This window comes from Chryseobacterium sp. MMO-72 (assembly GCF_037146035.1).
GTDB lineage: Bacteria > Bacteroidota > Bacteroidia > Flavobacteriales > Weeksellaceae > Chryseobacterium > Chryseobacterium indicum.
In genome coordinates this window covers 35535-48201 of record NZ_JBBCWG010000017.1, presented here as the reverse complement: position 1 = coordinate 48201, position 12667 = coordinate 35535, and the positions used below count along the sequence as shown (strand labels likewise).

The window sequence follows — 12667 nt, the reverse complement described above, 5'->3', positions numbered from 1 at the left end:
AAATTTAGCGCTGTTATCAATGAAAAGTCTGATTTTTGTTTTAATGTGTTTTACAGCATCTTTTTTGTCCGGACAAGAAGGATTAAAAACGGAGAAAACAGCCAAGACTTCTATTCTGGAAAGAAGACTACCTTCAAAATCCAGTGACAGCATTGCTAAACATAATCTCAATGATATTCTGAAACAGAATAATTCCGGCAGTAATTCAATTTTTGGAACCGCCAATCCCTATCATTCCGAGATACAGACGAATGTAAACAGACTGAATAATAATGTGAATTCATTCAATAATAATGTTTTCAACAGACTGCCAACTCAGGGAGAAGGAATACAATTTAATAAAAGAAAATAAAAAATATATAATAAATTAATGGCAACAAGTAACGATATCAGAAAAGGACTTTGCATCGAATACAGCAACGATATTTATAAAGTTATCGAATTCCTTCACGTAAAACCGGGAAAAGGTCCTGCTTTCGTTAGAACAAAATTAAAATCTGTAACCAACGGTAAAGTAATCGACAATACTTTCTCTGCAGGTCACAAAATTGATGAGGTAAAAGTAATCACAAGAAAATACCAGTATCTTTACGATGATGAAAATGGTTTTCACTTCATGAATAACGATGATTTCTCTCAGTTATACCTTAACAAAGAAATGATCGAAAACTCCAACCTGATGAAAGCGGGTGAAGAAGTAACCATCATTTTGAAAGAAGCAGACGAAACTCCGCTTTCGGCAGAATTACCGCAGTCCGTTTATCTGGAAGTGGTGGAAGCTGATCCGGGAGTAAAAGGAAATACGGCAACCAACGCTCTTAAAAATGCAATTGTAGAAACAGGAGCAAGAGTAATGGTTCCTCTGTTCATTGAACCGGGAGACAAAATCAAAGTAAGCACAGAAGACGGTTCTTACCTTGAAAGAGTAAAAGAATAATTATTCACAAATAATATGAGGCTGGAAGTATAACAACTTTCAGCTTTCATTTTTTATGGCAGTTTTGTAGTTTACCCTGAGCTTGTCGAAGGGTTCGGTCGGGCTGCAATTAAAATTGGAAAAACAAAACCGTGTCAGGATTCCAAACCTAGACACGGTTGAAAATTTAAAACATCATTTAAAAAAATATGACGTTTCATCAACCCCAAAAACTGAAAACCATTGCCGAACTTATCGGGGCAAAATTTGTAGGTTCAGAAGACTTCGAAGTGTTGGGAACGAACGAAATTCACATGGTAAAAGCCGGTGAAATCGTTTTCGTTAACCATCCCAAATATTACGATAAAGCATTAAATTCCGCTGCGACGATTATTTTGATCGATAAAGAAGTAGAATGCCCGGAAGGAAAAGCATTGTTGGTTTCAGAAGATCCTTTCAGAGATTTCAATAAAATCAATACCCATTTTACAAGAATCTATAACTTCACGGAAGAACTTCATGATGTAGAAATAGGAGAGGGAACAAAAATTCATGCTTCTGCGGTTATCGGAAATAACGTGAAAATAGGAAAAAACACCCTGATTTTTCCTAATGTTGTCATTGGCGACAGAACAATAATCGGAGACAATGTAGTGATACAGTCCAATACCGTTTTAGGCGGTGACGCTTTTTATTACAGAAAACTGAACGGCAATTTCGACCGTCTTATTTCAGTAGGAAATGTAGTGATCGAGAACAATGTAGAGATCGGAAACGGTTGTACTATCGACAGAGGAGTTACAGATTCTACCATTATCGGAGAAGGTTCTGTTCTGGATAATCAGATCCAGATCGGGCACGATACCGTGATCGGAAAAAAATGTCTTATCGCTTCTCAGGTCGGTATTGCAGGATGCTGTGTTATCGGTGATGAGGTTACCTTATGGGGACAGGTCGGTATCGCCTCAGGAAATAAAATCGAAAGCGGTTCTGTATTATTAGGGAAAACCGGAGTAAACAGAGATCTCGAAAAAGGAACTTACATCGGGATGTTTGCAGAAGATTTTAAAACGTATCTTAAAAAAGAAGTCAAACTGAGAAATCTCAAATAAACAAATTAGTTAGATTTATCTTAAATCAAAGAAATTTAATTAAATTTGTGTGCATTTAAAAAAGTAATAAATAAATTAAATAAATAATAAAATGTCAATTTTAGTAAACAAAGATTCTAAAGTAATTGTACAAGGATTTACAGGGAACGAAGGTACTTTCCACGCAAGCCAGATGATCGAATACGGAACCAACGTAGTAGGTGGTGTTACTCCGGGAAAAGGAGGAAGCGAGCACTTAGGGAAGCCTGTATTCAATACGGTAGCAGATGCTGTAGAAAAAGCCGGAGCTAACGTAAGTATTATTTTCGTACCGCCTGCATTTGCTGCTGACGCTATTATGGAAGCTGCTGAAGCTGGGATCAAAGTTATTGTATGTATTACTGAAGGTATTCCTGTAGCGGATATGGTGAAAGTAAAATCTTACATTGCTGACAGAGACTGCAGATTAATCGGTCCGAACTGCCCGGGAATCATTACTTCTGAAGAAGCTAAAATTGGGATTATGCCAGGTTTCGTTTTCAAAAAAGGTAAAGTAGGTATCGTTTCTAAATCCGGTACTCTTACTTACGAAGCTGCAGATCAGGTAGTAAGAGCGGGTTACGGTATCTCTACAGCAATCGGTATCGGTGGAGACCCGATCATCGGAACAACTACAAGAGAAGCTTTGGAATTATTCATCAACGATCCTGAAACTGAAGCGGTTGTAATGATCGGAGAAATCGGTGGAGGTCTTGAAGCGGAAGCAGCAAGATGGTACAAAGCAAGTGGTTCTACAAAGCCGGTTGTAGGTTTCATCGCAGGACAGACTGCTCCTAAAGGAAGAACAATGGGGCACGCAGGTGCAATCGTAGGCGGAGCAGAAGATACAGCTCAGGCTAAGATGGAAATCATGAGAGAAAACGGAATTAACGTGGTAGACTCTCCTGCAGATATTGGTGCTACTGTTGCAAAAATTCTAGGATAACATAAACATAACGATATGAAAAAATTTTTATTAGCCTCTGCATTGGCACTTTCTACCATGTCTTTCGCACAGATCGATTTTAGTAGCACAAGATTTGGTGTCACTGTCGGAGGAAACTATTCCCGAGTGAAGAATGCTCACAATCCTTCCGGTCCTAGATATACCGTTCAGGCAGGAGTATTGGCTTTAATACCGATAGGTTCAGACAACCAGTTCTTCATACAGCCTGAAGTAGTTTACTTTGGAGCAGGAGAAACAGGAAAAGATAAGGATGCTAAAAACTATCCCGGTTATGATGCGGTATACGCAAATAACTATCTGAGTGTACCGATTTCATTTAAAGGGTATTTTTCTGAAGCTGAATCTGAATTTTTTGGATTAATAGGTCCTAGATTTAATTTTTTATTAAGTCAGAACGTTAAAAACGCACCTAAGATCTACTACACAAAAGATCAGATTGATCCGAATTATCCTAATGTAAATGGTAAAGCGAGTTCATTTAACTTTGGAATAGGACTAGGAGTAGGATATAGCTATAAAAGACAGCTGGAGCTTACGGCAAGATATGATTTCGGAGTTACGAATACATATCCGGGACTTAATCAGGAGCCGAAAGGAACTGATAAAGGTAAGTCTGAGCAGGTTCTTAGCTTAAGCTTAAGCTACATCTTCAAATAAAAATTGATTCTAATCAGAACATAAAAACTCCCGAAACTGAATGTTTCGGGAGTTTTTTATATAAAATAATTCTGCTTACAGCTTATCCTTTAATCCATTTCCAGATTTCCTTCAGAGTAGCTTTATTTCCGTACATTAAAATTCCTACACGGTAAATTTTACCTGCCAGAAATATCATAAAAAGAGTCGTTCCTAGAAGCAAGCCAATAGACAGCGCAATCTGCCACGCCGGAACTCCGTAAGGAATTCTCGCAATCATGGCAACAGGAGACGTAAACGGAATAATAGAAAGCCAGAATCCTAAAGGACCATCCGGATTATTCATTAACGTGAAACTCCCATACATTCCAAGCATTAAAGGCAGAACTGCAAATAATGTGAACTGCTGCGTTTCTGTCTCGTTATCTACAGCAGAACCGATTGCGGCATAAATGGAACTGTAAAAGATATATCCTAAAAGGAAAAATGTTATAAAAACGAAAATAATTAAAGGGAAATTCAGTTCCAGTAAACTATGCGAAATCTGAGTTCCCATCTGTAAAACATCAAATTTTTCAGCAACACCTTCATTCCCGGGAATATTTTTCGGAATGGCAGAAAATCCGGTATTCAGAACCAAAGCTCCGATAACCGACATCGTGATCCAAACGATAAATTGAGTAAGTGCAACCATTGTTACCCCCAGAATTTTACCCATCATCAGTTCAAAAGGCTTCACCGAAGAAATAATAATTTCCACAACACGGTTATTTTTCTCTTCCAGTACGCTTCTCATCACCCTAACTCCGTAGATAATGATAAACATGAATGTCACGTACATTAAAAGCATACTCAGAACGCTTTTTACGCCGAAAGCAAGATCAGAATCTTCTTTGTTATTTTCCGAGACGTTAATCGTTTTTAAATTGAAACTTTTGTCAAGATTATCAAGCTGTACTTCAGCGATACCCAGTTTTTTTATTTTCTCTTTTTTGATGACTTCATTAATGTCCGAAACAATCTTCTGCTTCGTATCGAACCCGATTTTATTGTTGATAACAAGCCTCGTATTCTTTTCTAATTCATCAAAATTCTGATCTTTCAGTTCAGGCAGAACCAAAATCCCGTCTAGAGATTCATTATTCTTCAGATTGTTGATCTTTGACTTTTCATCTGCTGCAGAAACAAAAACATAGTTCAGTTTATCATTCGATTTCAGTTGATTTTTAAACAAACCGTTTTTGTCAACTACTTCAATAATGCTGTGAGATTCGTTAGCCTTAAACATCAAACCGATAACTGCGCCAAAACCAAGTAAAAGAATTGGAGCTAAAAGCGTTAATATGATGAAAGATTTTTTCTTAACCTGCGTAAGAAATTCTCTTTTTGTAATTAAAAAAATGTTATTCATAATTAAGAATTATTGCTTACCGCATTAATAAACACCTCATTCATACTCGGAATTTTTTCGTCGAATGATCTTACTTTTCCCACATGTACAAGATCCAGAAGAATATGATTCTGGTCAGTCTCATTTTTCAGATCAAAAGAAACCAGGTTATTTTCATGATTGATATTGAAAATTTCATACTTACTTTGGAAACTTTCCAGTTGATCGTTTTTTACATCAGAAAGCGTGATCCCAAAAATATTTTTCTTGAATTTCTCGCGTACATCGAAAACCCTTCCGTCGATAATTTTTTTTGAGTTATTAATCAAAGCCACATAATCGCACATTTCCTCCACACTTTCCATTCGGTGAGTAGAAAGGATAATGGTAGTTCCGTTATTCTTAAGATCAATAATCTGGTCTTTAATTAAATTGGCATTTACAGGATCAAAACCAGAAAAAGGTTCATCAAGAATCAACAAATGCGGACGGTGAAGAACGGTAACCACAAACTGTATTTTCTGCGCCATCCCTTTTGACAGCTCAGACAGCTTTTTTTTCCACCATTGGTCGATGTGAAGTTTGTCAAACCACTTTTTGGCTTCCTGCAAAGCATCATTCTTTTTCATACCTTTCAGCTCACCGAAATAAAGAAGCTGATCTCCAACCGTCATGTTTTTATACAGCCCGCGTTCTTCAGGCATATAACCGATATCTTTAATATGATCCGGATTAAGCTTTTGTCCGTTGATCTGTATTTCTCCGGAATCTGCCTGCGTAATTTGATTGATGATCCGGATAAAAGAAGTTTTTCCGGCTCCGTTTGGACCTAAAAGACCATAAACACTTCCTTTCGGAACATGGATGCTAAAATCATCCAAAGCTACCTTTTTTCCTGCGTTATAGGTCTTTCTAATATGTTCAGCTTTTAGCATTAATTTGTTTTTATAATTAGTATAAAAATGTTCCGAAAGTTACGGAATAATTAAGCTAAAAGAAAAAATCCTGATGATTATCAGGATTTAAATTATTGTTTCATAATCTGTGTGACTTTCATCGTGTTGTCACTCAGAATATATCGGATTAAATATTTACCGGGCTTTAGTTTTTCAATATTAATCTCACCGGAATTCATGTTTACCGAGTAGCTTGCGATCTGTGTACCCAAAATCGAGTAGAAAATCACACTTCTTATTTTCAGGTTCGGATCTTTCGCTTTTACGATAAGGAAATCCTTAGCCGGATTAGGATAAGCAACAAGCACTCCGTCATCAGACTTCTGAGAGAAGGAAGCCGGCTCCTTTATCTGCGCTTTCATATTGCCGGAAAATCCAACAAATGCGCCTAAAAAGATAAACAAAAGTAAAAGTTTTCTCATCAAATTATAATTTCTAAGGGATATTTTAACAAAAATAAATAATTCTGCAATTCTACGCAATAGTTTTTTATATAAGTTGTAGTAAATTTGCATTAAATTTCATTCAAAAAGTATTCCAAAATGATACATTCAAGAAATAGAAGGCTGAGAGTAAATGAATCTGTAAGAAGTCTGGTAAGAGAATGTTCTCTTACAACCAATGATTTTGTAATGCCGATCTTCGTAATGGAGGGCGAGAATAAAGAAGAACCGATCCCGTCGATGCCGGGAATTTTCAGAAGAAGTATTGATCTGACGGTGAAAGAATGTAAGGAATTATTTTCTTTAGGTGTAAAAGCTGTTAATCTTTACATGAAGGTTTCAGAAGACCTGAAGGACAATACCGGAAAAGAAGCATGGAATAAAAACGGACTGATGCAGAACACGATCAGAGCGATCAAAGATGCGCTTCCCGAAATGGTGGTAATGCCCGATGTTGCTTTAGATCCCTATTCTATTTACGGTCACGACGGAATTATCGAAAACGGAAAAATTGTAAATGATGCTACAAACGATGCTTTGGCAAGAATGTCTGTGTCACATGCAGAAGCCGGAGCAGACATTGTGGCACCAAGTGACATGATGGATGGCAGGGTTCAGGTGATTCGTGAAGCTTTGGAAGACAGTGGATTTACCGATGTGGGAATTTTAAGCTATGCTGCAAAATATGCAAGTTCGTTTTACGGACCTTTCAGAAGCGCATTAGACAGTGCACCAAAAGATAATATGGAAATTCCGAAGGATAAAAAAACATATCAGATGGATTTTCATAATTCCAGAGAAGCGTTGAACGAAGTTTTTAAAGATATTGAAGAAGGAGCCGATATTATCATGATTAAACCGGGACTTCCGTATCTGGATATTGTTTCTAAAGTTCGTGAAGCAATTGATCTTCCGATTGCGGTTTACAATGTGAGTGGAGAATATGCTATGGTAAAAGCGGCTGCGCAAAACGGATGGCTGGATAATGACAAAACCATTATTGAAAGCTTAACCTGCTTCAAAAGAGCCGGAGCTGATATGATTTTCACGTATTTCGCGAAAGAAGCTGCAATGATTTTGAACAGATAATTTTTTCACATTTTACTTTAAATAAAAAAAACATTTCGGATCGAAATGTTTTTATTGATGAACTCCAAATTAGGCTTTAGCCAAAACTTATTTTGAAAGCAAAGAAAAAATAATTAATGATTGTAAGCTTTGGCTAAAACCTGATTATAAGAATATCAGGAAATATTAAAATCTTTTCCTTTCGTAAATTTTGCAGCAAAAGGAGCCTGATTTCCTGTATATTTCAGAACGAAATTTTTCTTTGTATCCGTATCAACATTGGCTTTCACTTCAACATCCTGTGTCTGGAAACTCACATCAAGATTTACGCCTGCGTTTTTTTCAAGATTAATTTCCACGCTTTCTGCGTAAAATAAAGAAGTACTCAGATAATTAAATTTGATGTTCTTTCTGTATGATCTGGATTCGTTTTGGGTAAATTCAGAATATTTTCTGAGGATTTCTATTCCCGGAGAATCTATGTTGGTGATTCTGGATTTTGTAACCCCGTTTACTTTTACAGAAAAATCTTTGGCACTTTTAATGTCGCCTTTAATTCCGATATTGAAAAGAGAGGGAAGAGCAAGCCCGAATTCAATCATGCTGTCTTTCGTAAATTCAAAATCAGGAATCAGAGCCGGAAATTTCTGAACATTCATCAATTGATTTTTAACGGTACTTAACTGATCACTGCCAAATAAATAGCCTATGAGATTATTATTCGTGGTTCTCCAGTTTCTTCCGTTCCATTCGTAGATTTCACAAAGCAAAGTATCGGTGGAAGAATGCGGAAGCAGATCCATATCCTGCCATTTGAAAACTTCTTTCGCATAAGGTCTTCGGTTGATGATGTTTACACCAAGATCTAAAGCTAAAAGCTCGGTAAGCTGTTGATTATTTTCCATAGTAATAATAAGTGTTGATGAAAGCTTAAAATTATGGAAATAAAATAAAGTTTTTAAAAATTTTGAGTTAAATATTATTCGAAGAATCTTTAAACGATGTATTAAAATTTCACAAAACTTTCAAGTCCATTTTTTAATCTAAAATTTGAATTCAAAAAAACTTTATCTTTGCCCTTATGATTTTACGCGGAGAAAACTTAATCAAAGAATACGGTCCTAAAAAAGTGGTAAAAGGCGTTTCTGTACAGGTTCAGCAGGGAGAAATTGTGGGTTTGCTTGGTCCGAACGGAGCAGGAAAAACCACTTCGTTTTATATGATTGTCGGTTTGGTTAAGCCTACTTCCGGAAAAATTTTCCTCGACAAACAGGAAATCACAACCGATGCCATGTATCGCAGAGCTCAGAAAGGTATTGGTTATTTGGCTCAGGAAGCGTCTGTTTTCCGTAAACTTTCCGTGGAAGACAATATCATGGGCGTTTTACAGTTGACCAAGCTTTCAAAACGCGAACAGCAGATGAAATGTGATGAGCTGATTGAAGAATTTTCCTTACAGCACGTCCGTAAAAACCGTGGAGATCTTTTGTCCGGTGGGGAAAGACGTAGAACAGAGATCGCAAGATGTCTTGCAACGGATCCGAGTTTTATTCTTCTGGATGAACCTTTCGCCGGAGTAGACCCGATTGCGGTTGAAGATATCCAGAAAATCGTAAGAAGTTTGACCGATAAAAACATCGGAATCCTGATTACCGACCACAACGTACAGCAGACTTTGGCTATTACCAACAAAACATACATTATGTTTGAAGGAAGAATTCTGAAAGAAGGACTTCCGGAAGAACTGGCAAACGATCCGCAGGTAAGAGAAGCTTATTTAGGAGAAAACTTCGTTTACCAAAGCATTTTCGATAAACCGCAAAAGAAAAGTTACGGATATAATATCTGGGCTGGAAATTTCGATTCTAAAACCCAGTTTCAGAATTTTGTGGATGAAAATTTTGCTCAGTTTGATGATCTAAGATTAATGCATGGCTTTGAAGACATCAGTTTTGCCTCATTGGGAAATTCCGAAATTCAGCATATTTTTAATGAGGTGGTCGATAAAAATGCCAATAATTCGTTTGTGTTTCAGAAGAAAGAGATTAATTCAATGTATTCTTTAGAACAGGCAGAATCAGACTCAAAAGCAGCGAGTAAACCTGAGTTGCATTACCTTACAACTTACGTATTCGAAAATTAAATTAAAGCAATTATTTGCTGAAAAATAGAATAAAACGTACCGTTTTCTCTGTAAAACGGTACGTTTTTTATTTAAAATCATCGTATGGCAAAACCTTTCAACAGAACTGTCACCTTATTCGGAATCTATAAACAGCTTGTTCCTTTCATCAGACCGTATCGTTTGATGATCTACGGAACGCTTTTTCTAACCTTTTTAGGAGCTTTGGCGGCGCAGGTCAATCCTTTGGTTTTAAAATATACGGTAGATGAGGTAACCAAACTTACGCATCTTCCGCATCCGATGTCGGAAGGAATTCATATTCTCGTAATCATCTCCGTTATATTATTGGGAAAAGAACTGCTGAATATTTTTATCAATTTCGGACAGAAATTCTATGGCGAAAAGATCAGGATTAATGTAAGTTCTATTCTCGCACAATCTGCCATCGATAAAATTTTAACCTACAGAGTGGCTTATTTTAATGATGAAAACCACGAATCCGGAAAGTTACAGATCAGAATAGACAGAGGAATCGAAAGTTTAACACGACTGGTGCAGAACTTTTTTATAGATATGCTTCCACTGTTTTCAAATTCAATTATTGCATTGGTTATCATGTATCTGCAAAATGTATACGTCGGAATTGTTTCCACCATCATTGTTCCCATCTATTTTTATGTAAGCTCATTACAGGCGAAGAAGTTAAGCGGAGTGAGAAGAACTCTGCGAAACCAGCGTGAACAGAAAACTTCAGGACTTTTAAATTTAATCAACTCCATCATGGTGATTAAAAGTTTTGTCCGTGAAAAATTTGAAGGAAAAAAACAGTACGACTTACAGATGCAGTTGATGGAGAGTCAGATGTTTACAAGAAAAACAAATTTTATTTATGATGGTTTAAAAACGTTCATTGAACAGTTCGGAGTGGTTTTGATAATCCTTCTTACGGTTTACCTCGTTCTGGATCAGCAGATGACCATCGGAGCGATCACGCTTCACATCATGCTTTTCAATAATGTTTCGGCTCCTATTCGACAACTGCACAGAATTTATGATGACATGAATGACGCGATGATCTATGCAGAAGGGTATTTTGATATTTTAAATGCGGACGACGAAAAAGAACCGAACGGTAATTTTGTAGAAAAAGAAATCAAAGGAAATTTTGAATTAAAAAACATCAATTTCACGTATCCGAACGGAACTAAAGCGCTTCACGATGTTTCCATGAAATTTGAAAACGGAAAAACAACAGCTTTAGTCGGCTTAAGCGGGGCAGGAAAATCAACGATTATCAATCTTCTGTGCAAATTCTATCTTCCTGATTCCGGAGAAATTCTTTTGGACGGGGTAGATCTCAATCATTTTAACAATACTTTTCTGAGAAACGATCTGGGATTGGTACTTCAGAAAAACCACATTTTTCAGGGAAGCATCGAAGACAATATCCGATACGGAAACATGAATGCAACATTCGAAGAAATTGAAGAAGCGGCTAAAAAAGCCTATCTCCATGAACAGATTTTAGATTTACCCGAAAAATATAATCATGATGCCACGCAACTTTCCGGAGGACAACAGCAGAGAATTGCCATCGCCAGATTATTCTTAAAAAATCCTCCGATTATTTTCCTTGATGAACCAACGGCGAGCCTCGATGCCATCGCCACAGAACAGATCAAAAATTCTCTGGATGCGATAAAAGAAGGCAGAACCGTAATTATTATTTCCCATTCTTTATCGCAGATTTTAGATTCAGATAAAATTTACGTCATGAAAAAGGGCAGGGTTGTGGAAAGCGGCACTCACGATGAACTGGTACAGACCAACGGAACCTACAGAGAAATTTTTGATGCCTCTGCAAGAAGTTTAAATCTGGATAAATTGGTTAATACTTATAATGATAAAAGATAAAAGATAAAAGATAAAAGATAAAAGATAACTTTGCTAAACACTAAAACACTAAAACACTAAAACACTAAAACACTAAAACACTCCGACCTTCATACCCAATGAACGACCATTACCTCAAAAAACTCGACCGCGTCACGGCAATTCTCACTCAATTACAGTCGAAACCGCTTGTAAGAGCGCAGGATCTGGCTGCCAAATTTGATGTGAGTGTAAGAACCATTTACCGCGATGTAAAAACACTGGAAAATGCCGGAATTCCAATCATTGGTGAAGCAGGAAGTGGCTATTCTTTAATGGAAGGTTACAAATTGCCGCCCGTCATGTTTACCAAAGAAGAAGTTCTGAGTTTCATCACTGCCGAAAAACTAATGCAGAAATTTTCGCATCAGAGTTTGGGAAATCATTATCAGACCGCGATGGAAAAAGTGCGTTCCGTTTTAAAATTTTCCGACAGAAATCTAATTCAAAATATTGAAAATCAGATTGATGTTTTTCAGTATCATGCAGAAACCGAAGATACCATTAAAGATGTTCTACCCACGATTCTGGAAAGCATAGCCGAAAAACGGCAGTTAATCATGGAATATAAAACCGTTGATGAAGCAATTTCCACAAGAACCATTGAAGCAGTCGGCGTTTTCTTTGAATTCAATTATTGGTACATCATGGCTTACTGTACCTTGAGAAACGACTTTCGGCAATTTCGTGTCGACCGGATTTTAAAGATTTCGAAAACCCAGAATCCTTTTTTAGGAGAATACGGGCAGATTAATGATTACAGACAAAGCAGCAACGGCAATAAAACACGCGTAAGACTTTTGGTGGAGAAAAAGATCATGACTTTTCTGGTCAATTCCAAAAAATACTACGGTCTAACCAAAGAAATTGATGCCGAAAACGGAATGGTAGAACTCACTTTCGAAACAGAATCCATTAAAGATGGATTTCCGCGCTGGCTGATTACTTTTGCAGATTATGCAACAATTTTAGAACCCGAAACCCTCAAAGTACAACTCAATGATTTGTTGTCAAAGATTGCAGACAAGCATCAATAAAAACCCCAACAATTTCTGTTGAGGTTTCTGGCAATAATTTAAAATGATAAACTTATTTAAACTTTTA

General features: G+C 36.9%; 12 protein-coding genes and 1 pseudogene. 9 read left to right on the top strand and 4 right to left on the bottom strand.

The features are described 5' to 3' along the window. Positions 1-19 precede the first annotated feature (19 nt). From WFH39_RS18665 to WFH39_RS18645, 5 genes are all read left to right on the top strand, one after another. Positions 20-352, top strand: coding sequence for a hypothetical protein (locus WFH39_RS18665; protein ID WP_336690980.1), 333 nt, complete (start codon positions 20-22; stop codon positions 350-352). A gap of 18 nt (positions 353-370) precedes the next feature. Next, positions 371-937: an elongation factor P gene (gene efp / locus WFH39_RS18660; RefSeq protein ID WP_027379799.1), complete on the top strand. Its 567-nt coding sequence runs from the start codon at positions 371-373 to the stop codon at positions 935-937. 188 nt (positions 938-1125) lie between these two features. After that, complete coding sequence (locus tag WFH39_RS18655) at positions 1126-2028, top strand: UDP-3-O-(3-hydroxymyristoyl)glucosamine N-acyltransferase (protein WP_336690979.1); 903 nt, start codon at positions 1126-1128, stop codon at positions 2026-2028. Positions 2029-2119: 91 nt separating this feature from the next. Then, complete coding sequence (sucD, locus tag WFH39_RS18650; RefSeq protein WP_047488432.1) at positions 2120-2992, top strand: succinate--CoA ligase subunit alpha; 873 nt, start codon at positions 2120-2122, stop codon at positions 2990-2992. 15 nt (positions 2993-3007) lie between these two features. Then, positions 3008-3670 carry a porin family protein gene (locus WFH39_RS18645; RefSeq protein ID WP_214590615.1) on the top strand — a complete coding sequence of 221 codons (663 nt, stop codon included), beginning with the start codon at positions 3008-3010 and terminating at the stop codon, positions 3668-3670. An 82-nt stretch (positions 3671-3752) separates the two neighbouring features. Here the strand turns inward: WFH39_RS18645 and WFH39_RS18640 are convergent, their stop codons facing one another. From WFH39_RS18640 to WFH39_RS18630, 3 genes are all read right to left on the bottom strand, one after another. Continuing rightward, a complete protein-coding gene (locus WFH39_RS18640) occupies positions 3753-5060 on the bottom strand; it encodes an ABC transporter permease (protein ID WP_336690978.1) in 1308 nt (435 codons plus the stop codon). 2 nt (positions 5061-5062) lie between these two features. Then, the gene (locus WFH39_RS18635; protein WP_336690977.1) at positions 5063-5974 is read right to left on the bottom strand and encodes an ABC transporter ATP-binding protein; all 912 of its coding nucleotides are present in this window, start codon (positions 5972-5974) and stop codon (positions 5063-5065) included. Positions 5975-6066: 92 nt separating this feature from the next. Then, complete coding sequence (locus WFH39_RS18630; RefSeq protein ID WP_214590612.1) at positions 6067-6417, bottom strand: T9SS type A sorting domain-containing protein; 351 nt, start codon at positions 6415-6417, stop codon at positions 6067-6069. Positions 6418-6537: 120 nt separating this feature from the next. Between WFH39_RS18630 and hemB the strand changes: the two genes are divergently transcribed. Continuing rightward, positions 6538-7527 carry a porphobilinogen synthase gene (gene hemB / locus WFH39_RS18625; RefSeq protein ID WP_076395578.1) on the top strand — a complete coding sequence of 330 codons (990 nt, stop codon included), beginning with the start codon at positions 6538-6540 and terminating at the stop codon, positions 7525-7527. A 155-nt stretch (positions 7528-7682) separates the two neighbouring features. Here the strand turns inward: hemB and WFH39_RS18620 are convergent, their stop codons facing one another. Further along, on the bottom strand, positions 7683-8411 hold the full coding sequence (locus WFH39_RS18620) for a hypothetical protein (protein WP_336690976.1): 729 nt from the start codon (positions 8409-8411) through the stop codon (positions 7683-7685). Between the two features lie 176 nt (positions 8412-8587). Between WFH39_RS18620 and lptB the strand changes: the two are divergent. The 3 genes and pseudogenes from lptB to WFH39_RS18605 all read left to right on the top strand — a co-directional run. Beyond that, positions 8588-9313, top strand: a pseudogene (lptB, locus tag WFH39_RS18615) (LPS export ABC transporter ATP-binding protein); the annotation flags it as partial. 501 nt (positions 9314-9814) lie between these two features. Continuing rightward, positions 9815-11545, top strand: a complete 1731-nt coding sequence (locus WFH39_RS18610; protein WP_336691006.1) for an ABC transporter ATP-binding protein — start codon at positions 9815-9817, stop codon at positions 11543-11545. Between the two features lie 98 nt (positions 11546-11643). Further along, entirely contained in the window at positions 11644-12600 is a 957-nt protein-coding gene (locus WFH39_RS18605) for a helix-turn-helix transcriptional regulator (RefSeq protein ID WP_336690975.1), read from the top strand. Positions 12601-12667 lie beyond the last annotated feature (67 nt).

Coding starts and splice junctions, on each gene's coding strand:
- efp (WP_027379799.1), top strand. CDS start 371: ATGGCAACAAGTAACGATATCAGAAAAGGACTTTGCATCGAATACAGC.
- WFH39_RS18640 (WP_336690978.1), bottom strand. CDS start 5,060: ATGAATAACATTTTTTTAATTACAAAAAGAGAATTTCTTACGCAGGTT.
- WFH39_RS18620 (WP_336690976.1), bottom strand. CDS start 8,411: ATGGAAAATAATCAACAGCTTACCGAGCTTTTAGCTTTAGATCTTGGT.
- WFH39_RS18655 (WP_336690979.1), top strand. CDS start 1,126: ATGACGTTTCATCAACCCCAAAAACTGAAAACCATTGCCGAACTTATC.
- WFH39_RS18635 (WP_336690977.1), bottom strand. CDS start 5,974: ATGCTAAAAGCTGAACATATTAGAAAGACCTATAACGCAGGAAAAAAG.
- WFH39_RS18610 (WP_336691006.1), top strand. CDS start 9,815: ATGATCTACGGAACGCTTTTTCTAACCTTTTTAGGAGCTTTGGCGGCG.
- hemB (WP_076395578.1), top strand. CDS start 6,538: ATGATACATTCAAGAAATAGAAGGCTGAGAGTAAATGAATCTGTAAGA.
- WFH39_RS18630 (WP_214590612.1), bottom strand. CDS start 6,417: ATGAGAAAACTTTTACTTTTGTTTATCTTTTTAGGCGCATTTGTTGGA.
- sucD (WP_047488432.1), top strand. CDS start 2,120: ATGTCAATTTTAGTAAACAAAGATTCTAAAGTAATTGTACAAGGATTT.
- WFH39_RS18665 (WP_336690980.1), top strand. CDS start 20: ATGAAAAGTCTGATTTTTGTTTTAATGTGTTTTACAGCATCTTTTTTG.
- WFH39_RS18605 (WP_336690975.1), top strand. CDS start 11,644: ATGAACGACCATTACCTCAAAAAACTCGACCGCGTCACGGCAATTCTC.
- WFH39_RS18645 (WP_214590615.1), top strand. CDS start 3,008: ATGAAAAAATTTTTATTAGCCTCTGCATTGGCACTTTCTACCATGTCT.